The 25913-nt window shown below is 70.5% G+C and carries 24 protein-coding genes; 14 read left to right on the forward strand and 10 right to left on the reverse strand.

Features of this window, described 5'->3' with window-relative positions; all coding sequences use genetic code 11:
- Positions 1-175 precede the first annotated feature (175 nt).
- Positions 176-946, reverse strand: coding sequence for an adenosylcobinamide-GDP ribazoletransferase (locus ACIA8D_RS35285; RefSeq protein WP_399238350.1), 771 nt, complete (start codon positions 944-946; stop codon positions 176-178).
- A gap of 94 nt (positions 947-1040) precedes the next feature.
- Entirely contained in the window at positions 1041-2099 is a 1059-nt protein-coding gene (locus tag ACIA8D_RS35290; RefSeq protein ID WP_399238351.1) for a nicotinate-nucleotide--dimethylbenzimidazole phosphoribosyltransferase, read from the reverse strand.
- Positions 2100-2335: 236 nt separating this feature from the next.
- Between ACIA8D_RS35290 and ACIA8D_RS35295 the strand changes: the two genes are divergently transcribed.
- Positions 2336-3409 (forward strand): class I SAM-dependent methyltransferase, encoded by a 1074-nt coding sequence (locus tag ACIA8D_RS35295; RefSeq protein WP_399238352.1) that lies wholly within the window; start codon positions 2336-2338, stop codon positions 3407-3409.
- Positions 3410-3418: 9 nt separating this feature from the next.
- Here ACIA8D_RS35295 and ACIA8D_RS35300 read toward each other — a convergent pair whose 3' ends face one another.
- Entirely contained in the window at positions 3419-4624 is a 1206-nt protein-coding gene (locus ACIA8D_RS35300; protein WP_399238353.1) for a bifunctional adenosylcobinamide kinase/adenosylcobinamide-phosphate guanylyltransferase, read from the reverse strand.
- Positions 4625-4717: 93 nt separating this feature from the next.
- On the opposite strand from ACIA8D_RS35300, the gene ACIA8D_RS35305 reads away from it, so the two are divergent.
- Positions 4718-4948, forward strand: coding sequence for a hypothetical protein (locus ACIA8D_RS35305; RefSeq protein ID WP_399238354.1), 231 nt, complete (start codon positions 4718-4720; stop codon positions 4946-4948).
- Between the two features lie 139 nt (positions 4949-5087).
- On the opposite strand, the gene ACIA8D_RS35310 is transcribed toward ACIA8D_RS35305, so the two are convergent.
- Both ACIA8D_RS35310 and ACIA8D_RS35315 read right to left on the reverse strand, forming a co-directional pair.
- Positions 5088-5795 carry a class I SAM-dependent methyltransferase gene (locus ACIA8D_RS35310; RefSeq protein WP_399238421.1) on the reverse strand — a complete coding sequence of 236 codons (708 nt, stop codon included), beginning with the start codon at positions 5793-5795 and terminating at the stop codon, positions 5088-5090.
- Between the two features lie 128 nt (positions 5796-5923).
- Complete coding sequence (locus ACIA8D_RS35315; RefSeq protein WP_399238355.1) at positions 5924-6520, reverse strand: DUF3043 domain-containing protein; 597 nt, start codon at positions 6518-6520, stop codon at positions 5924-5926.
- Between the two features lie 252 nt (positions 6521-6772).
- Between ACIA8D_RS35315 and ACIA8D_RS35320 the strand changes: the two genes are divergently transcribed.
- From ACIA8D_RS35320 to ACIA8D_RS35340, 5 genes are all read left to right on the forward strand, one after another.
- Positions 6773-7576 carry a PspA/IM30 family protein gene (locus ACIA8D_RS35320; protein WP_399238357.1) on the forward strand — a complete coding sequence of 268 codons (804 nt, stop codon included), beginning with the start codon at positions 6773-6775 and terminating at the stop codon, positions 7574-7576.
- Positions 7577-7609: 33 nt separating this feature from the next.
- Positions 7610-7888, forward strand: coding sequence for a hypothetical protein (locus tag ACIA8D_RS35325; RefSeq protein WP_399238358.1), 279 nt, complete (start codon positions 7610-7612; stop codon positions 7886-7888).
- Between the two features lie 45 nt (positions 7889-7933).
- Positions 7934-9208 (forward strand): sensor histidine kinase, encoded by a 1275-nt coding sequence (locus tag ACIA8D_RS35330; RefSeq protein ID WP_399238360.1) that lies wholly within the window; start codon positions 7934-7936, stop codon positions 9206-9208.
- A complete protein-coding gene (locus ACIA8D_RS35335; RefSeq protein ID WP_399238362.1) occupies positions 9205-9903 on the forward strand; it encodes a response regulator in 699 nt (232 codons plus the stop codon). The genes ACIA8D_RS35330 and ACIA8D_RS35335 overlap by 4 nt, the downstream gene beginning before the upstream one ends.
- Before the next feature lie 176 nt (positions 9904-10079).
- Positions 10080-13220: an efflux RND transporter permease subunit gene (locus tag ACIA8D_RS35340; protein WP_399238364.1), complete on the forward strand. Its 3141-nt coding sequence runs from the start codon at positions 10080-10082 to the stop codon at positions 13218-13220.
- Positions 13221-13344: 124 nt separating this feature from the next.
- Here ACIA8D_RS35340 and nadA read toward each other — a convergent pair whose 3' ends face one another.
- The gene (gene nadA / locus ACIA8D_RS35345; RefSeq protein ID WP_399238366.1) at positions 13345-14550 is read right to left on the reverse strand and encodes a quinolinate synthase NadA; all 1206 of its coding nucleotides are present in this window, start codon (positions 14548-14550) and stop codon (positions 13345-13347) included.
- A gap of 238 nt (positions 14551-14788) precedes the next feature.
- On the opposite strand from nadA, the gene ACIA8D_RS35350 reads away from it, so the two are divergent.
- Complete coding sequence (locus ACIA8D_RS35350; RefSeq protein ID WP_111661853.1) at positions 14789-15145, forward strand: iron-sulfur cluster assembly accessory protein; 357 nt, start codon at positions 14789-14791, stop codon at positions 15143-15145.
- A gap of 68 nt (positions 15146-15213) precedes the next feature.
- On the opposite strand, the gene ACIA8D_RS35355 is transcribed toward ACIA8D_RS35350, so the two are convergent.
- Together ACIA8D_RS35355 and ACIA8D_RS35360 are read right to left on the reverse strand one after the other, a co-directional pair.
- Positions 15214-16683, reverse strand: a complete 1470-nt coding sequence (locus ACIA8D_RS35355) for a hypothetical protein (protein ID WP_399238368.1) — start codon at positions 16681-16683, stop codon at positions 15214-15216.
- Positions 16684-16755: 72 nt separating this feature from the next.
- Positions 16756-16965, reverse strand: a complete 210-nt coding sequence (locus ACIA8D_RS35360; protein WP_399238370.1) for a hypothetical protein — start codon at positions 16963-16965, stop codon at positions 16756-16758.
- Between the two features lie 133 nt (positions 16966-17098).
- On the opposite strand from ACIA8D_RS35360, the gene ACIA8D_RS35365 reads away from it, so the two are divergent.
- Complete coding sequence (locus ACIA8D_RS35365; RefSeq protein WP_399238372.1) at positions 17099-18073, forward strand: carbohydrate kinase family protein; 975 nt, start codon at positions 17099-17101, stop codon at positions 18071-18073.
- Between the two features lie 119 nt (positions 18074-18192).
- On the opposite strand, the gene ACIA8D_RS35370 is transcribed toward ACIA8D_RS35365, so the two are convergent.
- Positions 18193-19572 carry a cysteine desulfurase/sulfurtransferase TusA family protein gene (locus ACIA8D_RS35370; RefSeq protein ID WP_399238374.1) on the reverse strand — a complete coding sequence of 460 codons (1380 nt, stop codon included), beginning with the start codon at positions 19570-19572 and terminating at the stop codon, positions 18193-18195.
- Between the two features lie 565 nt (positions 19573-20137).
- Between ACIA8D_RS35370 and coxB the strand changes: the two genes are divergently transcribed.
- From coxB to ACIA8D_RS35390, 4 genes are all read left to right on the forward strand, one after another.
- On the forward strand, positions 20138-21097 hold the full coding sequence (coxB, locus tag ACIA8D_RS35375) for a cytochrome c oxidase subunit II (protein ID WP_399238376.1): 960 nt from the start codon (positions 20138-20140) through the stop codon (positions 21095-21097).
- Complete coding sequence (gene ctaD / locus ACIA8D_RS35380) at positions 21094-22824, forward strand: cytochrome c oxidase subunit I (RefSeq protein ID WP_399238378.1); 1731 nt, start codon at positions 21094-21096, stop codon at positions 22822-22824. Before coxB ends, ctaD begins: the two co-directional genes overlap by 4 nt.
- Positions 22821-23219 (forward strand): cytochrome c oxidase subunit 4, encoded by a 399-nt coding sequence (locus tag ACIA8D_RS35385; RefSeq protein ID WP_266720452.1) that lies wholly within the window; start codon positions 22821-22823, stop codon positions 23217-23219. The genes ctaD and ACIA8D_RS35385 overlap by 4 nt, the downstream gene beginning before the upstream one ends.
- Before the next feature lie 134 nt (positions 23220-23353).
- A complete protein-coding gene (locus tag ACIA8D_RS35390) occupies positions 23354-24610 on the forward strand; it encodes an Ig-like domain-containing protein (RefSeq protein WP_399238380.1) in 1257 nt (418 codons plus the stop codon).
- An 80-nt stretch (positions 24611-24690) separates the two neighbouring features.
- Here the strand turns inward: ACIA8D_RS35390 and ACIA8D_RS35395 are convergent, their stop codons facing one another.
- The gene (locus tag ACIA8D_RS35395; RefSeq protein WP_399238382.1) at positions 24691-25092 is read right to left on the reverse strand and encodes a hypothetical protein; all 402 of its coding nucleotides are present in this window, start codon (positions 25090-25092) and stop codon (positions 24691-24693) included.
- Positions 25093-25279: 187 nt separating this feature from the next.
- On the opposite strand from ACIA8D_RS35395, the gene ACIA8D_RS35400 reads away from it, so the two are divergent.
- Positions 25280-25900: a heme-copper oxidase subunit III gene (locus ACIA8D_RS35400; protein WP_326014682.1), complete on the forward strand. Its 621-nt coding sequence runs from the start codon at positions 25280-25282 to the stop codon at positions 25898-25900.
- Positions 25901-25913 lie beyond the last annotated feature (13 nt).

Here is a 25913-nt window from a genome sequence, read left to right on the forward strand (position 1 = left end):
TGGTGAGGTCCCTCTTTCATCGGGTGGATCGGCTTCTTTGCCGGGGCCGGGGGTAGTTGGCCCGCCCGGGGCTGAGCCTACGCCCGTCGTTCTTGGGGTGCTTCGTCCAGGTGCGGCCCACCGCTGGGGCGCTGCCCCAGACCCCGCTGCTCAATCGCCGCAGGGCTTGAAGGGTTCACCCGAGCGTGAGGATCACCAGGGACGTCGTGGCCGCTGTCTCGGCGAGGGCGCCGAAGACGTCGCCGGTGACGCCGCCGAAGCGGGAGACACAGCGGCGGGACAGGAGCTCGGCCGCCGCGCAGCCCAGGACGACGGCCAGGGCGGCCTGGACCGAGAGTGCCGCGGTCGCCGCGACCACCACCGCCCCCACGATCAGCGCCGCACGCCGCGACACCGTCTCCGCGACCGCCGCGCCCAGGCCCTCCGGGCGGGCGGCCGGGACGCCGGTGCGGGAGGCGAAGGTCAGGGCCAGTCGCGCGGTCACCGCGGAGACGGTCGCGGCGAGGGCGCCGCGCCACCAGGACTGCCCGAACTGGTCGGCCAGGACCGCGACTTGGGCGAACAGGGCCAGGACGAGCGTGACGACGCCGAAGGGGCCGATGTCCGACTGCTTCATGATCCGCAGCGCGTCGTCGGCGGGCTTCCCGCTGCCCAGGCCGTCCGCGACGTCCGCGAGCCCGTCGAGGTGCAGTCCGCGGGTCAGTGCCGCCGGCACCGCGACGGCGGCGACGGCGGCGAGCAGCGCGTTCGCCCCGAGGAACGTCAGGGCCACACCGACCGCGGCCGCCGCGAGCCCGACGACCAGCCCGGCGAGCGGCGCGCACAGCATCCCGACCCGGGCGGCCGCACGGTCCCAGCGGGTGATCTTCACGCGCAGAACGGTGAGCGTCCCAAAGGCGAAACGTATGCCGTCCGGCAGGGAGGCGGGGGAGGTGGTTTCGGACACCGGGGGAGGCTACCTGCCCATCAAGCCCCGCCGGCGATTGCGGCGCGGGGTCCGGGGCGGAGCCCCGTGGCGTGGGGGCGGCCCCGCCGCACACCTACTGGTCGGCCGGCTTCGCCTCCGGCAGCTCCGCCGCCAACGCGGCCGCCGCCTGCACCAGGGGAAGCGCCAGGAGGCCCCCCGTACCGCCGCCCACCCGGACGTCCTGGTCGAGGAGCACGTCCATGGCCATCCGGTCGAGCGCCTTCGCCTGGGCCGGTTCGCCGGAGGCATGCGCGGCCAGCCACCAGTCGGGGGCGCGGAACGCGACCCGCTGGCCGACGAGCGCGCAGGCCGCGGAGACCACGCCGTCGAGCAGCACGGGCGTGCGCCGCACCGCGCACTGGAGCAGGAAGCCGGTCGCCGCCGCGAGGTCGGCGCCGCCCACCGTGGCGAGGAGCTGGAGCTGGTCGCCGAGGACGGGCCGGGCCCGGCGCAGCGCGTCGCGGATCGCCGCGCACTTGCGCATCCATGCGAGGTCGTCGATGGGGTCGCCGCCGCGCCCGGTGACGACGGACGCGTCCGTGCCGCACAGCGCCGCGATGAGCGTCGCCGCGGCCGTCGTGCCGCCGACGCTGATGTCTCCGAGGACGACGAGATCCGTACCGGAGTCGGCCTCCTCGTCGGCGACCGCCATGCCCGCGCGGAACGCGGCCTCCGCCTCTTCGAGGGTGAGCGCGTCCTCGGTGTCGATGCGCCCCGAGCCGCGCCGCACGCGCCGGTCGTCGACGGACCCCGGCAGCTCGTCGGGCTCGCAGTCCAGGGAGAGGTCGACGACGCGTACGCCGATGCCGAGCCGGCGCGCGAGCACCGCGCCCGTGGAGGCGCCCTCGACGACCTCCCGCACGAGTCCGGCCGCGCTGCCGGCGGCCCGCTTCGACACATCGAGTCCGGCCACGCCGTGGTCGCCCGCGAAGAGGACCACGCGCGGCCGCGCGACGGGCCGCACCGGCACCGCGCCCTGGGCGGCGCTCAGCCACTCGCCCAGTTCGTCGAGGCGGCCGAGGGCGCCCGGCGGCACGGCGAAGCGGGCCCTGCGCTCCTCGGCGTCGCGGCGGGTGCCGCCGTCGGGGCGCTCGATCAGATCGGAGAAGTCGTCGAGGTTCAGCGAGCTCATTCGCCGAACAGTACCGGCCGCCGCACGGGTCTGGCCTCAGTTGCACCGTCCGTCACGGGACCCCGATGGGTGCGTCCTTCCGGCGGACCCTGGCGGCGGGCGGTGAGTCGCCCACGGGGTGTCATGAACTGCTCGTAGATGATCGGTTGCGTTCATGTTTGCGTCGAATTGTCCTGCCTCGCGCGCTTGTTGCGACAACGCAGACCATGAGCTGACCATGACTGGAGGCCGCACCCTTGACCGCCCCCGCCACCCCTCAGGCCGTCGCCGAGCGCCGCCCCGCGTATCTCACCGAACTCGCCCAGGGCACCGAACGCTTCCACGAGCCGCGCCGCCCCGACTGCCCCTGGTGCGGCAGCACCCGGCTGCGCACCCGCCTGCGCACCACCGACCTCCTCCAGCACAAGCCCGGCAGCTTCACCCTCGTCCAGTGCGGTTCCTGCGCCCACTCCTTCCAGAACCCCCGCCTCACCCCAGAGGGCCTGGACTTCTACTACCGGGACTTCTGCGAGGGCCGCTACGCCGACCAGGCCGAGTGGATCCTCCGCGCACGCACCTCCGCCCACCGGGACCGGTCCCGCACCCGCGCCCTCGCCGCGTTCCTCGAACCCGAGAGCTGGCTCGACGTCGGCACGGGCCAGGGCCACTTCCCCGCGGCCGCTCACGAGGTCCTGCCGTACACCGCCTTCGACGGCCTCGACAGCGCCGACGGCGTCGAGGAGGCCCGCAGGGCGGGCCGCGTCGAGCGGGCCCACCGGGGCCTGCTCACCGACCTCGCCCCCGAACTGGAGGGCGGCTACGACGCGCTGAGCATGTTCCACCACCTGGACCGCTCCCGTGACCCGCGCGAGGAACTGAAGGCCGCCCGCCGCGTGCTGCGCCCCGGCGGGCATCTGATGATCGAGCTGCCCGACCCCGAGAGCCGCTTCGCGAAGCTCCTCGGCAAATGGTGGATCTCGTACTTCCAGCCGCAGCACCTGCACCTGATCCCGCTCGCCAACCTCCGCGCCGAACTGCGCGCCCTCGGCTACACGGTCGTCGCCGTCGACCGCCGCGAGGCCCACGTCCCACTGGATCTCGCGGCAGGACTCGCCCTGTTCGCGGGCCGGCACCTGCCCGACGCCGACGACCCGTGGCGCACCAAGGCCCCCGGCGAGGCCCAGCGCATCCTGCGCAAGGTCCTCGTGTACGCCGTCGCGCCCGCGTTCCTCGCCGCCTGCGCGGCCGACCGGCTCGTCGCCCCGCTGGCCCGCCGCAGCCGCTTCTCCAACGCGTACCGGGTGATCGCGCGCCGCGACCCGGACGCGTGAGCCCTCGGGTCAGCCGCGCAGCGCGAGCGGCTGACCCGCGACGACGAGCAGCACGTGCTCGCACTCGGCCGCGAACGCCGCGTTCAGCCGCCCCAGTTCGTCCCGGTAGCGGCGCCCCGACGCGGTCGCGGGCACGATCCCCGAACCCACCTCGTTCGAGACGGCGACGACGGTGCGCCGCGTGCGCCGGACGGCGTCGACGAGCTCGGCCACCCGCTCCCGCAGCGCCTTCTCGCCGCCGCCCGCCCACTCGGCGTCGTCCCAGGCCCCCACCTCGTCCATCGCGTACGTCAGCCACAGCGACAGACAGTCGACCAGCAGCGGAGCGGTGTCCTCGGTGTCGGTCAGGAGCGGTACGAGATCGCAGGTCTCCGCCGTCCGCCACGAGCCGGGCCGTCGCTCCCGGTGCGCGGCCACCCGCTGCGCCCACTCCGTGTCCCCGCCGCGCGTCCCGCCGGTCGCCACGTACAGCACGTCCGGGAACGCCTCCAGGCGCCGCTCCGCCTCCACCGACTTCCCGGACCGCGCCCCGCCGAGCACCAGCGTCCTGCGCGGTACGTCGGGCACGTCCTCGTACACACCGACGTCCAGGGTCGTGCCGTCGGGCACGGCCCGCGCGCCCGCGGCCGCGAGCCGTCGCACCAGCTCGGGACCGGGCGGCACGTCATGGTCCAGATGGACGGCGAGGACATCGGTGGTCGGTCCGATCGCGCCCACGGAGCGCAGCCGCGCGAGCGCGTCGGGGCGGCCGACGACATCCGTGAGGACCATCTCGTACGGCGCCCGTGGCTCGTCGAAGCCCGCGGGCGCGGTGCCCGGCGGAAGGTACAGCAGCCGCTCGCCCTCGGGCCCTGTCACCTCGTAGCCGGTGCCCGGCGCGTCCAGGGCGAGGGCCCGCACCCGGTGCCCGCTCATGAGCGCCAGCTCCCGGCCGTCCGGCACCCGGCCGGGCTGCGGAAGCCCCGCGGGCACCTCGACCGGGGGCCCGTCGTGCGGATGCGAGAGCAGCACCTGTCGTACGCCGCCGAGGCTGTGCCCCGAACGGGCCGCCGCGAACGCGGCCCCCGGCGTCAGGTCGAGCAGCAGCGTTCCGTCGATCAGGACCGCCGTCGCGGCACGGGCGTCGCGGCTGAGCGCGGTCGCGCAGGCGGCGCAAGGGCAGTCGGGGCGGGGCAGCCCGTCGGGGCCGCCGGTGCCGAGCAGTGTCAGTTCCACAGGAAGATCCTCCCGCGCCTCCTTGATCGACGCGCGCCCGGATAGGCTTCCGGGGACAGCGGTACAGCGGACGTCCGAGACCGGGAGGCTGACATGGCGGCGTGGACGTGGCGGTTCGAGAAGTCCGACGGGACGGAGGTGGCTCCCGCGGTACAGCCCGAGGAGTTCACCACGCAGGGGGACGCCGAGTCCTGGGTCGGCGAGTACTGGAAGCAGCTCGCGGACGGGGGAGCGGACCAGGTCACGCTCCGCGAGGACGACAAGGTCATCTACGGGCCGATGAGCCTCCACGCGGAGGACTCATCAAGCCCCGCCGGCGATTGAGGCGCGGGGCCCGGGGCAGAGCCCCGGGACCGCAACACCGGCGCCGTTGCTGAGGTCCCGGGGCTCTGCCCCGGACCTCGCTGCTCAATCGCCGCAGGGGCTTGAAACAACCACACCGGCGCCGCGGCGGAGTGAACGGTTACCCGCGGACTCCGCACAAATGGAGGAGCGCCGCCACCCGGCGGTACGGGTCCGAGCGGCCCGCCTTCTCCTCCGCGGCGAGCAGCGTCTGAAGCTCCCCGTGCTCCGGCGCCACCACGTCGTCCGCGGCCTGATCGGTGAAGACCCGCACCCCGTACCAGGAGTGCAGCGGCGCACCGATCCCCGCGAGGGTCTCCGTCAGCGGGTCGAGCCGGTCGGCCCTGACGTCGAGCCCGAGCCGGTTCGTGTACTTCGTCGTCTCGAAGGCGCCGAGCGCGCCGATCCAGTCCCCGGCGAGCCCCGGCCGCATCGCGAGCGCGTCCCCGTTGCGCACGACGAGGGAGAGCAGCCCGCCGGGCGCCAGCATCCGGGCCAGGCCCGCGAGCAGCGCGTCGGGATCCTCGACGTACATCAGCACGCCGTGACAGAGCACGACGTCGAAGCTGCCCGGCAGGAAGTGGACACCGGTGTCCATGCCGTTGCCCTGCACGAGCCGGACCCGGTCGCGCACCCCCGCGGGCTCCGCGGCGAGCGTCCGGCCCGCCACGGCGACCATCTCCGGGTCCTGCTCCACGCCGGTCACCTTGTGCCCGGCGCGGGCGAGGCGCAGCGCCTGCGTGCCCTGGCCCATCCCCACGTCGAGCACCCGCAGCCGCTGGCCGACGGGGAACCGCGCGGCCAGCTGCTCGTCGAGCTGCCTGGCCACGAGCTCCTGGCGCACGATGTTGCGCAGCCCCCCGAGCTTGTCCAGCCAGGAGTGCACGGCGTCGCCGGCGAAAGCGTCCGTGCCACCCGTGCCGCCCACGTCGCCAGGGCTGAGTGTGCTGTCCGTGCTCAGGGCCGCTCTCCGCGCTTGACCTGCGGCTTCGGCAGGCGCAGTCGCTTCATCTGGAGCGTGCGCATGAGCGCGTACGCGACGGCGCCCTTGCGGCGCTCGTTCGGGAACTTCTCCGCGAGGATCTTCTTCAGGCGGAAGCCGGTGACGGCCGAGTCGACCACGATCGCGACGATCACGAACAGCCACAGCAGCAGCGCGATGTTCTGCAGCGAACCGACACGGATCATGCTCAGGACGAGGATGACCACCGCCATCGGCAGGAAGTATTCGGCGATCGCGAAGCGCGAGTCGACGAAGTCGCGCGCGTACTTGCGCACCGGACCCTTGTCACGGGCCGGCAGGTAACGCTCGTCGCCGTTGGCCAGCGCCTCGCGCTGGCGCTGCATCGCGGTGCGGCGCTCGTCGCGCGAGCGGGTGCGGGCCTCCTTCGGTGACATCTTGGTGTTGGCCACGCTGCGGCGCTGCGTCTGGGCCTCGCTGCGCTTCGGCGTGGGGCGGCCCTTGGGCGCCTGGGGGTCTCGGGGCTCTTTGGACATGGTCACCTTGGCCTGCGCGGCCTGGGCCTTGTCGTCCTTGGATCGGCTACGGAACACAATCGCCAGGGTACGTGGTGGTCATGCATCGACCACAGGGCCATGGGGAACGATCCGGCAACACCCTGCGTCCCTCCGTCAGGGGTCATCTACTCCTTGCGCCGGATCGGGGCGACGAGCAGTCGTCCTCGGGGATGAGCGCATCCGTACCTGAACAGTGCGGTAATGGAGGCAGGACCCGTACTGTGGTTTCTGTCGCAGTGCTGGAGCTGGACCAAGGCTGGATCTGTCAGAAGGGGGCGCGCGAAGCCCATGAGCGGTGTCATGAAGCGTATGGGGATGATCTTCCGCGCGAAGGCGAACAAGGCCCTTGACCGGGCCGAGGACCCGCGCGAGACCCTCGATTACTCGTACCAGAAGCAGCTGGAGCTGCTCCAGAAGGTACGCAGGGGGGTCGCGGACGTCGCGACGTCCCGCAAGCGCCTGGAGCTGCAGCTCGGACAGCTCCAGTCCCAGTCGTCCAAGCTCGAGGACCAGGGACGCAAGGCGCTCGCGCTCGGCCGGGAGGACCTCGCCCGCGAGGCGCTGTCCCGCCGTGCCGCACTCCAGCAGCAGGTCACGGACCTGGAGACGCAGCACCAGACGTTGCAGGGCGAGGAGGAGAAGCTCACCCTCGCGGCCCAGCGGCTGCAGGCGAAGGTCGACGCCTTCCGCACCAAGAAGGAAACGATCAAGGCGACGTACACGGCGGCGCAGGCGCAGACCCGGATCGGCGAGGCGTTCTCCGGCATCTCCGAGGAGATGGGCGACGTCGGCATGGCGATCCAGCGCGCCGAGGACAAGACGGCGCAGTTGCAGGCGCGAGCCGGCGCGATCGACGAACTGCTCGCCTCGGGCGCGCTCGACGACTCGTCCGGGCTCGCCAAGGACGACATCCAGAGCGAGCTGGACCGGCTCTCCGGTGGTACGGATGTAGAGCTGGAGCTGCAGCGCATGAAGGCGGAGCTGTCCGGTGGCTCGTCCTCGTCGCAGCAGGCGCTCGAGGGTGGCCAGGAGCAGGGACAGGCCCCGTCGTCGCAGCAGCCCCAGGACACCCCGCGCTTCGACAAGCAGTAGCAGCGGCGCGTACGCCGCAGGCTGGAGGCCGACATGATCGTCCGCATCATGGGGGAGGGCCAGGTGGAGTTGGCGGACGACCACTTCACCGAACTCAACAAGCTCGACGACGAGCTGCTCGCCGAGATGGAGAGCGGTGACGAGGTCGGCTTCCGGCGTACGCTCACGGCGCTGCTGGACGCGGTCCGGCGGCTGGGCGCTCCGCTGCCGGACGATGCGCTCGAACCGTCCGAGCTGATCCTGCCCGCGGCGGACGCGACGTTGGCGGAGGTCCGCGACATGCTCAGCGACGACGGCCTGATCCCCGGGTAGCGGCTCCCGGCGGACGGGGGGCTGCGGGGCGCTACCGTGAACCCGGTGAACCCCTTCGTACGATGGGCCAGGACGCATCCGCTGGCCCTGGACGCCACCCTCGCCCTCGGCGTCCTCCTGTGCATGGTCGCCGGCTCCTTCGTCGACCCGCACGGCCCGGAGGGAACGTACGCCTGGGGTGCCAGAACCCCGAACGTGCCCAGCCTCGTCCTGATGCTGCTCGGCGCCGTCGCCCTCGTGTTCCGCCGCCGCGCCCCCCTGTGCGTACTCGCGGCGACCGCCATCGTCTCCGTCGTCGAACTGGTCACCGGCGACCCCCGCGCCCCCGTCGTGATGTCCGCGGTCGTCGCCCTCTTCACGGTCGCCGCCACCACGGACCGCCCGACGACCTGGCGCGTGGGCCTGGCGACGATGGCGGTGCTGACCTGCGTGGCCATGTTCGCGGGACCGCTGCCCTGGTACTCCCAGGAGAACCTGGGGATCTTCGCGTGGACCGGGATGGCCGCCGCCGCGGGCGACGCGGTCCGCTCCCGCCGCGCCTTCGTCACCGCGATCCGGGAGCGCGCCGAACGCGCCGAACGCACCCGCGAGGAGGAGGCCCGGCGCCGCGTCGCCGAGGAGCGGCTGCGAATCGCCCGCGATCTGCACGACGTCGTCGCCCACCACATCGCGCTGGTCAACGTGCAGGCCGGCGTCGCGGCACACGTCATGGACCGGCGGCCCGACCAGGCGAAGGAGGCCCTCGGTCACGTCCGGGAGGCCAGCCGCTCCGCGCTCAACGAACTCCGCGCCACGGTCGGCCTGTTGCGGCAGACCGGCGACCCGGAGGCCCCCACCGAGCCCGCCCCGGGACTCGACCGGCTCGACGACCTCGTCGACACCTTCCGGCACGCGGGCCTGCCCGTCGAGGTGGCCCGCGCGAAGGACGCCCCCGCCCTGCCCGCCGCCGTCGACCTCGCCGCCTTCCGCGTCGTACAGGAAGCGCTGACGAACGTGCAGAAGCACGCGGGCTCCGACGCCAGGGCCGAGGTCAGCGTCGTACGCGTGGGACCCAACGTGGAGATCACCATTCTCGACAACGGCCCCGGCGCCGCCGCCGCGCACGGCGACTACCCCCACGACCCCGACGAACCCGACGCGAACGGCGGCCACGGCCTCCTCGGCATGCGCGAACGCGTCACCGCGCTCGGCGGCGCCCTCACCGCGGGACCGCGCTACGGCGGCGGTTTCCGCGTCCATGCGATCCTTCCGACCAAGGCCCGCACCGGCGGCGCCGCCCCCGTCGAAGGCACCGACACCCCCGAGGACGCCACCACATGACCAGCGCGACGATCAGGGTCCTCCTCGCCGACGACCAGGCCCTGCTGCGCAGCGCCTTCCGGGTGCTCGTCGACTCCGAACCCGACATGGAGGTGGTGGGGGAGGCCTCCGACGGCGCCGAGGCCGTCCGCCTCGCCCGCTCCGAGCGCCCCGACGTCGTGCTCATGGACATCCGGATGCCCGGCACCGACGGCCTCGCCGCCACCCGTGAGATCAGCGCGGACCCGGACCTGTGCCACGTGCACGTCGTGATGCTGACGACCTTCGAGGTCGACGAGTACGTGGTGCAGTCCCTGCGGGCCGGCGCCTCCGGCTTCCTCGGCAAGGGCGCCGAGCCCGAGGAACTGCTCGGCGCCGTGCGGATCGCGGCCGCGGGCGACGCCCTGCTCTCGCCCGTCGCGACCAAAGGGCTGATCGCCAAGTTCCTCGCGCAGGGGGACGGTTACGAGGAGGGGGAGCGCCTCACGGACGGCCGCGCCGAGCGGCTCGCCGCGCTCACCGGACGCGAGCGCGAGGTCCTCGTCCAGGTCGCGGGCGGCCACTCCAACGACGAGATCGCCGAGCGCCTGGCGGTCAGCCCGCTCACCGTGAAGACCCACGTCAACCGCGCCATGGCCAAACTGGGCGCCCGGGACCGCGCCCAACTCGTCGTCATCGCGTACGAATCGGGCCTGGTACGCCCAAGGGTGGAGTGACCCTTACGGGACGTGTACTCCGGGCGCAGTAGGCGGCGGACAAGAACGGGACCTGGGAGCGACGAATCGGGTCGCACGCATGACCGAGGGTGGACCGTGGGCCCGAGCCTCACACCGCACGACTTGTCATGCCACGGGCCTTCATCTTCCGCTCACGTCCCACGGAGACTCGATCCATGTCCTGGCTGTCGAGATTCAGCCTCGCCCAACGCGCCCTCATCGGACTGATTTCGATCATCGCGATCGTCTTCGGCGCGATCGCGATCCCTCAGCTCAAGCAGCAGCTGCTGCCCTCGATCGAACTGCCCATGGTCTCCGTCATCGCCCCCTACCAGGGCGCGTCCCCGGACGTGGTGGAGAAGCAGGTCGTCGAGCCTCTCGAGAATTCCATCGACGCGGTCGACGGAATCACCGGCGTCACCTCCACGGCCAGCGAGGGCAACGCCCTGGTGATGGCCCAGTTCGACTACGGCACGGAGGGCACCAAGCAGCTCGTCGCCGATGTCCAGCAGGCCGTCAACCGGGCCCGCGCCCAGCTGCCCGAGGACGTCGACCCGCAGGTCGTCGCCGGTTCGACCGACGACATCCCGACCGTCGTCCTCGCCGTCACCTCCGACAAGGACCAGCAGGCGCTCGCCGACCAGCTCGACAAGGCCGTCGTGCCGACGCTGAAGGACATCGACGGCGTCTCGCAGGTGACGGTCGACGGCGTCCGCGACCTTCAGGTCGACATCACGCCCAGCGACCGGAAGATGGCCGCGGCCGGGATCAACCCGGGGGCCCTCGCCGAGTCCCTGAAGGCCGGCGGCGCCACCCTGCCCGCGGGCTCGCTCGACGAGGCGGGCAGGAACCGCACGGTCCAGGTCGGCGGCGGCTTCACGTCACTGAAGCAGATCCAGGACCTGATGATCACGGGTGAGGGCGTCAAGAAGCCCGTACGCCTCGGTGACATCGCCACGGTGAAGCAGCAGCCCTCCACGGCCGACTCGATCACCCGCACCGACGGCGAGCCCAGCCTGTCGCTCGCGGTCACCATGGACAAGGACGGCTCGGCCGTCTCCATCTCCAAGGCCGTCAAGGACAAGCTGCCGCAGCTGAAGGACGACCTCGGTTCCGGCGCCGAGGTCACGGTCGTCAGCGACCAGGGCCCGGCCGTCTCGAAGTCCATCTCGGGCCTGACCACGGAGGGCGCGCTCGGCCTGCTCTTCGCCGTCGTCATCATCCTGATCTTCCTGGCGTCGCTGCGCTCGACCCTCGTGACGGCGGTCTCCATTCCGCTGTCCGTGGTCCTCGCGCTGATCGTGCTGTGGACCGGCGACCTGTCGCTCAACATGCTCACGCTCGGCGCGCTGACCATCGCGATCGGCCGTGTCGTCGACGACTCGATCGTCGTCCTGGAGAACATCAAGCGCCATCTCGGCTACGGCGAGGAACGCAGGGAAGCGATCCTCAAGGCCGTGCGCGAGGTGGCCGGGGCCGTCACGTCCTCGACCCTCACGACCGTCGCGGTCTTCCTTCCGATCGGCCTGGTCGGCGGCATGGTGGGCGAGCTGTTCGGCTCGTTCTCCATCACGGTGACGGCGGCGCTCCTCGCGTCCCTGCTCGTCTCGCTGACGGTCGTGCCCGTCCTGTCCTACTGGTTCCTGCGCCCGCCCAAGGCGGCCCGCGGCGTCGACCCGGAGGAGGCCCGGCGCAAGGCCGAGGAGAAGGAGGCGCGCTCCTGGCTGCAGCGGATCTACGTTCCCGTGCTGCGCTTCGCGACGCGTCGCCGCTTCACCAGCCTGCTGATCGCGGTGGTCGTGCTCGTCGGCACGTTCGGCATGGCGCCGCTGCTCAAGACGAACTTCTTCGACCAGGGTGACCAGGAAGTCCTCTCCATCAAGCAGGAGTTGGCCCCCGGTACCAGCCTGTCGGCGACCGACGCCTCCGCGAAGAAGATCGAGAAGATGCTCTCGGGCATCGACGAGATCGAGGACTACCAGGTCACCATCGGCTCCTCCGGCTTCATGGCCGCCTTCGGCGGCGGCACCGACACCAACCAGGCGTCGTACCAGGTGAAGTTGAAGGACAGCTCGACGTACGAGGCCACGCAGAAGCGGATCGAGCGCGAGCTCGGCCAGCTCTCCGGCGTCGGTACGACGACGATCGCGGCCGGTGACGGCTTCGGCAGCCAGGACCTGTCCGTGGTCGTGAAGGCCGCCGACGGCGACGTGCTGGAGAAGGCGTCCGAGCAGGTCCGCGACGCGGTCGCCGATCTCGACGACGTCACCGACGTGACGAGCGACCTGTCGCAGTCCGTCCCGCGGATCTCGGTGAAGGCCAACTCCAAGGCGGCCGCCGCCGGGTTCAACGACACGACGCTCGGCGCCGCCGTCACCCAGGCGGTGCGCGGCACCACCAGCGGCAAGGCGACGATCGACGACACCGAGCGAGACATCGTCGTGAAGTCGGCGAAGCCGGCCACCACGATGGCCGAGCTGAAGAAGCTGCCGATGGGGCCGGGCGGCGTCACGCTCGGAGACATCGCGACCGTGAAGACGGTCGACGGACCGGTCTCGATGACCCGGATCGACGGCGCCCGCGCGGCGACGGTCACGGCGAAGCCGGACGGCGACAACACGGGCGCGGTCAGCGCAGACCTCCAGTCGAAGCTCGCCAAGCTGGACCTGCCGAAGGGCGCCACGGCGACCATCGGCGGCGTCAGCGAGGACCAGGACGACGCGTTCAAGAACCTGGGCCTGGCGATGCTCGCGGCGATCGCGATCGTCTTCATGCTCCTTGTGGCGACGTTCCGTTCGCTGGCCCAGCCGCTGATCCTGCTGGTCTCGATCCCGTTCGCGGCCACGGGCGCGATCGGCCTGCTGGTCGCCACCGGTACGGCGATGGGCGTGCCCGCGATGATCGGCATGCTGATGCTCATCGGCATCGTGGTGACGAACGCGATCGTCCTGATCGACCTGATCAATCAGTACCGGGCCCAGGGCCTGGGTGTGGTGGAGGCCGTGGTCGAGGGCGGGCGGCACCGTCTCCGTCCGATCCTGATGACGGCCCTGGCGACGATCTTCGCCCTGCTCCCGATGGCGCTCGGCGTCACCGGCGAGGGCGGCTTCATCGCGCAGCCGCTGGCCGTGGTCGTGATCGGTGGTCTGATCTCGTCGACCCTGCTGACGCTGCTTCTCGTGCCGACGCTCTACGCGATGCTGGAGCTTCGCAAGGAGCGGCGGGCGGCGAAGCGGGCCGCGAAGCGGGGTGACGGTGGCGGCTCCGGGGTCCCACCCCAGTCCCCGGCCACCGACCCGGAGCCGGCGAACGTGTAATCACGATCCCCGCCGCCTTGGGCGGCACCCCGGAGGCGGGGCGAGCGTACATGTGGCGCTCGCCCCGCCTCCGGTTTCGGGGCTCTGCCCCGGACCCCGCTGCTCAATCGCCGCAGGGGCTTGATCAGGGCAGCGCCAGCATGCGCTCAAGAGCCAGCTTCGCGAACTGCTCGGTCTCGCGGTCGACCTCGATCCGGTTGACCAACTGGCCGTCCGCCAGGGACTCCAGGGTCCATACCAGGTGCGGCAGATCGATCCGGTTCATGGTCGAGCAGAAGCAGACCGTCTTGTCGAGGAAGACGATCTCCTTGTCCTCGGAGGCGAACCGGTTCGCGAGCCGCCGCACGAGGTTCAGCTCCGTGCCGATGGCCCACTTCGACCCGGCCGGCGCGGCCTCCAGCGCCTTGATGATGTACTCCGTCGACCCGACGTAGTCCGCCGCGGCGACGACCTCGTTCTTGCACTCGGGGTGGACCAGCACGTTCACGCCCGGTATCCGCTCCCGCACGTCGTTCACCGAGTCCAGCGAGAACCGCCCGTGCACGGAGCAGTGCCCGCGCCACAGGATCATCTTCGCGGCCCGCAGCTCCTCGACGCTCAGCCCGCCGTTCGGCTTGTGCGGGTTGTAGACGACGCAGTCGTCGAGCGACATGCCGAGGTCGCGCACCGCGGTGTTGCGCCCCAGGTGCTGGTCCGGCAGGAAGAGCACCTTCTCGCCCTGCTCGAACGCCCAGTTCAACGCCCGCTCGGCGTTGCTGGACGTACAGATCGTGCCGCCGTGCCTGCCCGTGAACGCCTTGATGTCCGCGGAGGAGTTCATGTACGAGACGGGGACCACGGACTCGGCGATGCCGGCCCCGGTCAGCGCGTCCCAGCACTCGGCGACCTGCTCGGCCGTCGCCATGTCCGCCATGGAGCAGCCGGCGGCGAGGTCCGGGAGCACGACCTTCTGGTCGTCCCCGGTGAGGATGTCGGCCGACTCGGCCATGAAGTGCACACCGCAGAACACGATGTACTCGGCCTCGGGCCGGGCCGCCGCGTCCCGCGCCAGCTTGAAGGAGTCCCCGGTGACGTCGGCGAACTGGATGACCTCGTCGCGCTGGTAGTGGTGTCCGAGCACGAACACCTTGTCTCCGAGCCTTTCCTTGGCCGCGCGCGCCCGCTCCACCAGATCCGGGTCGGACGGCGAGGGCAGGTCGCCGGGGCACTCCACACCGCGCTCGCTCTTGGGGTCGGCCTCGCGGCCGAGCAGCAGGAGCGCCAGAGGCGTGGGGGAAACATCCAGGTCAACGGGGGCCTGGGGGGACTGGGCCGTGGTCACGTCACGCACCCTTTCTTCGCTCTGCTCGACTTTTCGTCGAAATGACGCTATCTATCATACGTGCTTCACGTCAGTTTGACGATGGCAATGTCGTCGATGTGACGCATCCGGCCGCCGCCGCCCCGTGCCCCGCGCGCACCCGGTGTGCGAGCATGAAGAGAAGAAGTGCGTAACCCGGAATGGATCCGGGCCTTTGCCGGTTGCAATGGTCGGCAAGCAGTCTCCGAACAACCCGGGAGAGATGTAGATGTCCGTATCGGACGAGACCACCACCGTCAGCGACGGCATCATCCTCAGCGACGAAGCCGCCGCCAAGGTCAAGGCTCTGCTCGACCAGGAAGGCCGTGACGACCTGGCCCTGCGTGTGGCTGTTCAGCCCGGTGGCTGCTCCGGCCTGCGCTACCAGCTCTTCTTCGACGAGCGCTCGCTCGACGGTGACGTCGTCAAGGACTTCGGTGGCGTGAAGGTCGTCACCGACCGCATGTCCGCCCCGTACCTGGGCGGCGCCTCCATCGACTTCGTCGACACCATCGAGAAGCAGGGCTTCACGATCGACAACCCGAACGCGACGGGCTCCTGCGCCTGTGGCGACTCGTTCAGCTAAGCCGTACAGCGGTAAGGCGCGAAGGGGCGGCCCCACTGGGGCCGCCCCTTCGGCATTGCTGCGGGCGCTCAGTCGCGCGGCGCCGGCTCGACCCCGCCCGGCGCGTTCTTCTGCGCGTTCGGCACGGCCGACCCGTCGGCAGTCACCACCTTGCGCTCGCCGAGCGGAGCGTCCAGTGTCACCGGCAACGTATAGAACTTCGCCATCTGTACGCAGACGGTGCCCTTCTTCCGCGTCTCGGTGACCTGTACGCTCACCCGGCCCCCGGACTCGTCCGCCGAGGCCGCGTACTTCGAGCACACCCCGCCGGTGAAGTGCAGGGTCACGGTCCTGCCCTTGGCGATGTATCCCTGGACGCGCACGGTGCGGGTGTCGTCGCCGCCGCCCGCCTTGCCGGAGGGCTCCGAAGGGGACGGCCGCGCACTCTTCGGCGCCGCGAGGTACCGGGGCTCCACCGCCGGATACGTCACCGTGAAGCCGGTGTCGGCCCCGTCGGGCCGCACCTCGAACAGCCACGCCGGCACCAGTGCCTGCCGGCCCCCGACGGTGTGCGCGGCCAGCCCGAACGTCGCGCCGGTGACATCGACCGTCGACGGTTTCGGGGGCGCGGAGGCACAGTCCGCGTCCTTGCCCCCGTCCAGCGGCACCGGACTCGCGCACCCGCCGATGGACACCCGGCCCCCGCCGGCCGCCCCGTTCATCCGCTCAAGGGCCTGGCGCGCTCCCACCGTCGGATACGTGGCGCCCTTGTCCGGCGCCTTCAACCGGCCGCTGCCGCCCACCACTTGACCGTCCGAACCGACCTGGATGCCGGTCGACCAGCCGTACGTCGGCAGCCCGCCGACCGTCGGGTCGGCGTTCACCACACGGGTGGCGCCCATGAGCTGCTTCGCGTCCAGCTTCGCGTCGTCCTGCCCGAGGGCCTTCAGGACCGGCGCGGCGGCCCGCTTCGCGGCGGCCTCGCTCACCGCCCGCCCGCCCTCGGGATCGCCGCACTTCGCCACGCCCCCGCACTTGCCGTCGGCGGACGGCGCGTACCGGGAGTACGTCCAGCTCCCCGGCGCCTCCCGGCTCACCTGCAACGAGGGCCCCGAACCGTCCTTCGCGGGGCCCACCTTCCAGGCGTCACCGGCCCGCTCGGGCTTCCCTTCGATGTCGAGGGCCTCGGCGAGTGCGGTGGCCTCGGCGGCGGTCACCTCGCCGTGCGCCCGGTAGACGGGCGCCTTCCCGGGGCCCGCCGGGAGATCGCCGGTCGCCTGGTAGCGGGTGCCGTTCGGGTCGGGTTCGCCGGGCGCGATGCCGGGCGGCGGCGCCGTACCGGACGAGGGGGCGGCGCCGGAATAGCCGTCCAGGGCGAGCGGCGGGGGAGTGCCGGTGCCGCCGGGCCGGGCCGGGCCCTCGTCGTCGGAGCCGCCCATCGCGTTCGTCGCCAGATACGCGCCGCCGCCACCGGCCAGCAGGACGGCCGCCGCGACCGACACGACAGCCGCCGTGCGCCGTCGCCCGAGACGCTCCCGCGTCCGCTCTTCGCTGCTCACCGCATCGCTCCTTCGCGCCGGGGACACCGATGGGACGGGGCGTGCGTGCGGGCGGTTCCCTTCCGGAAGCCGTCAGTCGCCGAAACCGGCCATGGAGTCGATCAGTCGCGCCGACGACTCGGGCACCACGACCCCGTGAATCCCGGCGGGCCGGTGCGCCGCGCCGGGCCGCTCGACCTCCCACGGCGCCGGCGGTGTCACCCAGTGCGGAAGCATCCGGACACAGTCGCAGCGCAGCGCCGCGAGATCGTCCTGGACCATGCCTGACACGTCGTAGGTCATGACGGCACGGTAGCCCTGGGGTGACATCCGAAGAAAGACCCGCTATCAGGCATTTCCCCTACTTCAACGCACGCGTTCCCAACGGGTAGCGTGAAGCGTCAATCCCTCCCCTCGCAGGAAGCGATCTCACGCCGTGCGAATCGCAGTCACCGGCTCCATCGCCACCGACCACCTGATGACCTTCCCCGGCCGTTTCGCCGACCAGCTGGTCGCGGACCAGCTGCACACGGTCTCCCTCTCCTTCCTCGTCGACGCCCTCGACGTACGACGCGGCGGCGTCGGCCCCAACATCGCCTTCGGCATGGGGCAGCTCGGCACGAGCCCGATCCTGGTGGGCGCCGCCGGTTCGGACTTCGACGAGTACCGCGCGTGGCTCGACCGCCACGGCGTGGACACGGAGTCCGTCCGGATCTCCGAGACCCTGCAGACGGCCCGCTTCGTGTGCACCACGGACGCCGACCACAACCAGATCGGCTCCTTCTACACGGGTGCCATGAGCGAGGCCCGGCTCATCGAGCTGAAGACCGTCGCGGACCGCGTGGACGGCCTCGACCTGGTCCTCATCGGCGCGGACGACCCGGAGGCGATGCTCCGGCACACCGAGGAGTGCCGCTCGCGCTCCATCCCGTTCGCCGCCGACTTCTCGCAGCAGATCGCGCGCATGGACGGCGAGGAGATCCGGACGCTCCTCGAAGGCGCCACGTACCTCTTCTCCAACGAGTACGAGAAGGGCCTCATCGAGTCCAAGACCGGCTGGACCGACGAGGAGATCCTCGGCAAGGTCGGCCACCGCGTCACCACGCTCGGCGCGCGCGGTGTGCGCATCGAGAAGGCCGGCGAGGACCCGGTCGAGGTCGGTGTCCCGGAGGAGGACGCCAAGGTCGACCCGACGGGCGTCGGCGACGCGTTCCGCGCGGGCTTCCTGTCGGGTCTGGCGTGGGGCGTCGGGCACGAGCGGGCGGCGCAGGTCGGCTGCATGCTCGCGACGCTGGTCATCGAGACGCTCGGCACGCAGGAGTACGAGCTGCGGCGCGCGCCGTTCATGGACCGGTTCCGCAAGGCCTACGGGGACGCCGCCGCTGTCGAGGTCGAGGCGCACCTGGGCTGACGCCTTCGGCGGGGCCGCGGCCGTTGCTGTTCTTTCGTCGAGCAGCGCGGCCGCGGTTTCTTCTGTGGTCGCGTTTGCGCCCACGCGGCGGAGCCGCACATCGATACAGCCCCGCGCCCCTAAATGCCCCGCCGCACCGTATAAAGGGCGCCGCCCGATTCACGCTGCTCCGCTCCCACGTACTCGTGGCCCTGGGTGAAGCACCATGCGGGGATGTCGACGGCTGCCACCTCGTCGTCGGCGAGGACGGTCACCGTGCCGCCCACCCGTACCCGGCCGATCGCGCGGCCCAGTTCGATGACCGGCTGCGGGCAGGTCATGCCCAGCGCATCCACCGTCACGGCCTCGGCCGTGCCCTCCGCCCCGGCCACCGGTGCGCCCAGCTTCTCCCGCACCTCGCCCACCACGCCCGGCAGCACGTCGAGGAACCGCTCGACCTCGGTGGCCTCCGCGCCCAGCGGCAGCGACACCCGTACGTTCCCCTCGCTCACGACGCCCATCGCGCGCAGCACATGGCTGGGCGTCAGCGTGCTGCTGGTACAGGACGACCCGGACGAAACGGAGAAACCGGCGCGGTCGAGCCCGTGCAGCAGGCTCTCCCCGTCGACGTACAGACAGGAGAACGTCACCACGTGCGGCAGTCGTCGCACCGGATCCCCGACGACCTCCACCTCCGGCACCAGCTCCGGCACCCGCGCCCTGATCCGCTCCGTCAACTCGCGCAGCCGCGCCGCCTCTCCGGCGGCCTCGGCCCGTACGGCCCGCAGTGAGGCGGCCGCGGCCACGATGCCCGGAATGTTCTCGAACCCGGAGGCCCGCCCCGACTCCCGCTCGTCGGCGGGCCCTTGGGGCGCGAACCGGGTCCCCTTCTTTACGACGAGCAGCCCGACTCCCGCCGGCCCGCCCCATTTATGAGCACTCCCGGCGAGCAACGACCACTCGCCCGCCACCGGCCCCCACGCCAACGACTGCGCAGCATCCACGAACAACGGCACCCCGGCGGCCCGACACGCCTCGGCCACCTCGGCGACGGGCTGCTCCGTCCCCACCTCATGGTTGGCGGACTGCAGACAGGCCAGCGCGGTGCCCTCCCGCAGCGCGTCCCGGAACGCCTCGACGTCGACGCGCCCTTCGCGCCCCACGCCGACCTGCGTCACCGACCCGCCGAGACCTTCGTGCGCCGCGGCCGAATGGAGCACGGAAGAGTGTTCGACGGCTGACACGACCAGGTGCTTTCCGGCGCGCCGTCGCCCCGCGAGCGCCCCCGCCACGCCGTCGTGCACCGCGCGGGTCCCGGACGACGCGAACACCAGCTCGTCGGGCCGGCACCCCACGGCCTCGGCGGCGGCCTCCCGCGCGGCATCGAGCAACAACCGCGCCCGCCGCCCCTCGCGGTACAAACGCGACGGATCGGCCCACCCCTCGTCGAGCGAGGCCTGCAACGCCTGCCGGGCAACGGAATGCAGAGGAGCGGCCGAGGCCACATCGAAGTACGACACGCGTCAACGCTACGGCTCGACGGGGAAGCGACACCTCCAGGGGCGCACCCCGACACCATCAGCGACTCCGCCACGAAACGCCTCCACCCTCCGGGGTGGCTTACCCCCCTTTCCTATGGGCGCGGAAACCGCGCACGCCAACCACGCCCACCCACTACCTGCCGGGGCGGCCTGGCCCCGCCTCCCCAGGGGCGCGGGGAACTGCGCGCCCAACCACGCCCGACCGCGCCCTCCGGGGTGGCGGCCCCCGTCTCCCCAGGGGCGCGAGGAACCGAGCACGCCCACCACGCCCGACCACACCCCGCCGCCAACCAGCCCCCGTCCCCCCAAAAAAGGCGCCCCCCGACCCACCGTCAGAAACCCCCAAACACGGCCCGATCCCACCCTTCGGAGTGACCCGCGGCGCGTTAGGCACCCTCCCCGCGCAACCCCAAATAGCGTCCAGTAGGGTTTGGTCCGCATAAACATCCAAACCCCTGCCCGTGTGCCAGGGCGGCGAGCGACCAGCGAGATGGCGGCCGTAGCCAACCAAAGAGCGCGGGCGAGACTCTCGGGAAGGCGCTACGTGAGTCCCAACGGCTCCGACCGCTCGTCGCGGCGCCCGATGCGGCGGAAGCTGCCGCAGGTGCTGACTGCGGGCCTGATCCTGGTTACCGCAACAGGTTGCACATACAAGGACTTCCCTCGTCTTGGTATGCCCACCCCGGTTACGGAAGAGGCCCCTAGGATCCTCTCCCTCTGGCAGGGCTCGTGGGCGGCAGCGCTCGCCACGGGCGTGCTGGTGTGGGGTCTGATCCTGTGGAGTGTCATCTTCCACCGGCGCAGCCGCACCAAGATCGAGGTTCCGACGCAGACGCGGTACAACATGCCGCTCGAGGCCCTCTACACGGTGGTTCCGCTCATCATCGTGTCGGTCCTCTTCTACTTCACCGCGCGCGACGAGTCGAAGCTTCTGAAGCTCGAAGACAAGCCCGCGCACACCGTCAACGTGGTCGGCTACCAGTGGAGCTGGGGCTTCAACTACGTCGAGAACGTGCCGGGTGTCGACGGTGACGCCAAGACCTCCAAGGAGCTCTCGGCGATTCCGAAGCGCTTCAAGGAGGACTTCCCGGCGAACGCCGGTGGTGTCTACGAGGTCGGTACTCCTGGCGAGCGGAACCCGCAGACCAACAACCCCGGTCCGACCCTCTGGCTCCCCAAGGGCGAGAAGGTCCGCTTCGTTCTGACTTCGCGCGACGTCATCCACTCCTTCTGGGTGGTTCCGTTCCTGATGAAGCAGGACGTCGTTCCGGGCCACACCAACTCCTTCGAGGTGACCCCCAACAAGGAGGGGACCTTCCTGGGCAAGTGCGCCGAGCTCTGCGGCGTCGACCACTCCCGGATGCTGTTCAACGTGAAGGTCGTCTCTCCTGAGCGCTACCAGCAGCACCTGAAGGACCTCGCGAAGAAGGGGCAGACCGGTTACGTCCCGGCTGGCATCGCCCAGACGGACCACGAGAAGGACCGGGAGACGAAGAACCTGTGAGCATCCTCAACGAACCCCAGGGTGCCGCGGCAGCAAGCGACTCGTACGAGAACGAGCTGCCGGTCCGGCCCAAGCACCCCGGCGCAACGGTGATCAAGTGGCTGACGACCACTGACCACAAGACGATCGGCACGCTTTACCTGGTCACGTCGTTCGCGTTCTTCTGCATCGGCGGAGTCATGGCGCTCTTCATGCGCGCCGAACTGGCCCGTCCCGGCACGCAGATCATGTCGAACGAGCAGTTCAACCAGGCGTTCACGATGCACGGCACGATCATGCTGCTGATGTTCGCGACGCCGCTGTTCTCCGGCTTCGCGAACTGGATCATGCCGCTCCAGATCGGTGCCCCCGACGTCGCGTTCCCGCGGCTGAACATGTTCGCCTACTGGCTGTACCTGTTCGGCTCGCTCATCGCGGTGGGTGGCTTCCTCACGCCGCAGGGCGCCGCCGACTTCGGCTGGTTCGCCTACAGCCCGCTGTCGGACGCGGTCCGCTCGCCGGGCATCGGCGCCGACATGTGGATCATGGGTCTGGCCTTCTCCGGCTTCGGCACCATCCTCGGCTCGGTCAACTTCATCACCACGATCATCTGCATGCGCGCTCCCGGCATGACGATGTTCCGGATGCCGATCTTCGTGTGGAACGTGCTGCTGACCGGTGTGCTGGTCCTGCTGGCCTTCCCGGTGCTCGCCGCCGCGCTGTTCGCCCTGGAGGCGGACCGCAAGTTCGGTGCCCAGGTATTCAATGCCAGTAATGGCGGAGCATTGCTCTGGCAACACCTCTTCTGGTTCTTCGGACACCCAGAGGTGTACATCATCGCCCTGCCATTCTTCGGAATCATTTCCGAAGTCATCCCAGTGTTCTCGCGCAAGCCGATGTTCGGTTACTCCGGCCTCATCGGCGCGACGATCGCGATCGCCGGCCTCTCCGTGACGGTGTGGGCGCACCACATGTACGTCACCGGTGGCGTGCTGCTTCCGTTCTTCTCCTTCATGACGTTCCTCATCGCCGTGCCAACGGGCGTGAAGTTCTTCAACTGGATCGGAACGATGTGGAAGGGCTCGCTGTCCTTCGAGACACCGATGCTCTGGACGATCGGCTTCCTGATCACCTTCACCTTCGGTGGTCTGACGGGCGTCATCCTGGCGGCCCCGCCGCTCGACTTCCACGTCTCGGACTCGTACTTCGTGGTGGCGCACTTCCACTACGTGGTGTTCGGCACCGTGGTCTTCGCGATGTTCGCCGGCTTCCACTTCTGGTGGCCGAAGATGACCGGCAAGATGCTCGACGAGCGCCTTGGCAAGATCACCTTCTGGACGCTGTTCATCGGCTTCCACGGCACGTTCCTGGTGCAGCACTGGCTGGGCGTCGAGGGCATGCCGCGTCGTTACGCGGACTACCTCGCGGCCGACGGCTTCACCGCGCTGAACACGATCTCGACGATCTCCTCGTTCCTGCTCGGCCTGTCGATCCTGCCGTTCTTCTACAACGTCTGGAAGACCGCCAAGTACGGCAAGAAGGTCGAGGTCGACGACCCGTGGGGTTACGGCCGCTCCCTGGAGTGGGCCACCTCGTGCCCGCCCCCGCGGCACAACTTCCTCACGCTGCCGCGCATCCGTTCGGAATCCCCGGCGTTCGACCTCCACCACCCGGAGATCGCCGCGCTGGACCAGCTGGAGAACGCCGGGCACGGCGACAAGGCGCTTGCTAAGGAGGCCGGCAAGTGAAGGTCCAAGGCAAGATGTTCATCTGGCTGAGCCTCTTCGTCCTGATCATGGCCGGTGTCTACGGCGTGTGGTCGAAGGAGCCGGCCGGTACGACGGCGCTCTTCCTGGCGTTCGGCCTGTGCATCATGGTCGGCTACTACCTGGCCTTCACGGCCCGGCGTGTCGACACCGGCGCCCAGGACAACAAGGAGGCCGACGTCGCGGACGACGCCGGCGAGGTGGGCTTCTTCAGCCCGCACTCCTGGCAGCCGCTCGCGCTGGGTGTCGGCGGCGCGCTCGCCTTCCTGGCCGTGGCCATCGGCTGGTGGCTGCTGTACTTCTCGGCCCCGATCATCATGTTCGGCCTGTGGGGCTGGGTCTTCGAGTACTACCGCGGTGAGAACCAGAACCAGTGAGCCCCGGCTGACCGGTACGGAACTTCCGTAACGCGAAGGGCCCGGACACTCCTGACGGGGCGTCCGGGCCCTTCGCATGCCCCGTGCGGCTCACTCGCCGCGCTGGACCGGGCGTTCCTTCTTACGGTGAGTTCATGAACCACTCACCGCGTATCCGTACGGTTCTGGGCTGCACCGTGCTGGTGGCCGCACTCGGTGCGAGCACAGCGGCATGCGGCAACTCCAGCCATCCGCTCTCCGCCAAGCCGTACGACGCGGCGAGCCAGATCTCCTTCAACGGCCCCGCGGGCGGCACCAAGAAGGCCGACCCGGACAAGCCGCTCGAGGTCACCGCCCAGGGCGACGAGTCCCGGATCACCGACGTCACCGCCCAGGACGCCCTGGGCCGCTATGTGGCGGGCGAACTCTCCGCCGACGGCACGAGGTGGCACACCACCGCCCCGCTGACGGCGAACACCCGCTACACGGTGCGGGTGAGCACGGAGGACGAGGACGGCGGGCCCGGCCGCAAGGTCCTCGACTTCGACACGGGCCGCCCCACCAAGGAGAAGGCCCTCAAGGTCACGTTCGGCCCGCAGAAGGGCACGTACGGCGTCGGACAGCCGATCACAGCGGAACTCAACAAGCCCGTCCGGGACGAGAAGTCCCGCGCGCTGGTGGAGCGTTCCCTGAAGGTCGACTCCAAGCCCGCCGTGGACGGCTCCTGGTACTGGGTCGACAGCACCGAACTGCACTACCGCCCGAAGGGGTACTGGCCCACCCAGGCGAAGATCACCGCCACCAGCAGGCTGGACGGGGTGAAGATCCGGGACGGGCTGTGGGGCGGCAGCTCCAAGCCGCTGACCATCAGTACGGGTGACCGCATCGTGGCCGTCACGGACGCCTCCGCGCACTCCATGACGGTCTACCGCAACGGCAAGGAGATCAACTCCATGCCGGTCACGACCGGCAAGGCCGGCTTCGAGACCCGCAACGGCGTCAAGGTGGTGCTCGGCAAGGAGTACTACGTACGGATGCGCGGCGAGACGATCGGCATCTCCGAGGGCTCCTCGGACTCGTACGACCTGCCGGTGTACTACGCGACCCGCGTCACCTGGAGCGGCGAGTACGTGCACGCCGCGCCCTGGTCCGTCGGCTCGCAGGGCTCCGCGAACGTCAGCCACGGCTGCACGGGCATGAGCACCAACAACGCCGCCTGGTTCTACGACACCGTGCGCCAGGGCGACATCGTGAAGGTCGTCAACAGCTACGGCGCGGAGATGGACCCGTTCGGAAACGGGTTCGGGGACTGGAACGTCAGCTGGAAGAAGTGGAAGGCGGGCAGCGCCTTGACGAAGAAGGCCGACAAGCCCGACCCGGCCCAGCAGGCACGGCTCAGCCCCGAGGTCTGAGACCGCCCGGCAGGATCAACGGTGTGACTTCCGACTCCCGTACGCCGCCGGCGTACGGGAGTCGGCGCGTGCGGGGCCTGTCAGGCGCCCACGGCGAGCCGGGAGCGCAGCAGGGAGGCCAGGGCCTCGGCGAACTCCACGGGCTCCACAGGGAGCGTCACAGCCGCCTCAGCGCGGCTCCACGTCGCCAGCCACGCGTCCTGCGGGCGGCCGATCAGGAGCAGCACCGGCGGGCAGTGGAAGATCTCGTCCTTGATCTGCCGGCACACGCCCATGCCGCCCGCGGGAACGGCCTCGCCGTCCAGGACGCAGACGTCGATCCCGCCCCGGTCCAGCTCCTTCAGGACGGCCGCAGGCGTCGCGCATTCGATGAACTGCACCTCTGGGACGTCGGACGCGGGCCGTCGGCCGGTCGCGAGGCGCACCTGCTCTCGGGTGTTGGCGTCGTCGCTGTAGACCAGAACCGTCGCGGTCGACTGCATCGTTCCTCCGAAGACTTCGGCGTCCAAGGGCGTCTGTACGGTGATCCGTGCCGCGGAGCCTACTCCTCCCGACACCCCGTCAACACCGGTTCGCACACGGCTCCGATGGGCCATATGGGCTGGACACACCCCCCAGACACTCCGAACGGCACCCCCCGGAGTGAGGGCGAGATAAGCGACCGACATAATGTCGGTCGTGGCGACAGCAACGACAGTAGAAACCGGGCACGCGCACCCGTCGGTCAATCGACCGAACCTCACCAGCGTCGGAACCATCATCTGGCTGAGTTCCGAGCTGATGTTCTTCGCGGCCCTCTTCGCGATGTACTTCACCCTGCGATCGGTGACCGGACCGGATCACTGGAAGGAAATGGCGCATGCGCTGAACCTTCCGTTCTCCGCGACGAACACCACGATCCTGGTGCTCTCCTCACTCACGTGCCAGATGGGCGTGTTCGCCGCTGAGCGCGGCGACGTGAAGAAGCTCCGGTCGTGGTTCATCGTCACCTTCATCATGGGTGCGATCTTCATCGGCGGTCAGGTCTACGAGTACACCGAGCTGGTCAAGAAGGATGGGCTCTCGCTCTCCTCCGACCCGTACGGCTCGGTGTTCTACCTGACCACCGGCTTCCACGGCATGCACGTGACAGGTGGCCTCATCGCCTTCCTGTTCGTCCTCGGCAGGACGTACGCGGCCCGGAGGTTCACCCACCATCAGGCGACGGCCGCCATCGTCGTGTCCTATTACTGGCACTTCGTCGACGTCGTCTGGATCGGCCTCTTCGCCACGATCTACCTGATCAAGTAGTTCGACGATCACA

It is taken from the genome of Streptomyces sp. NPDC051684, from assembly GCF_044453445.1.
In the GTDB taxonomy this organism is placed as follows: Bacteria; Actinomycetota; Actinomycetes; order Streptomycetales; family Streptomycetaceae; genus Streptomyces.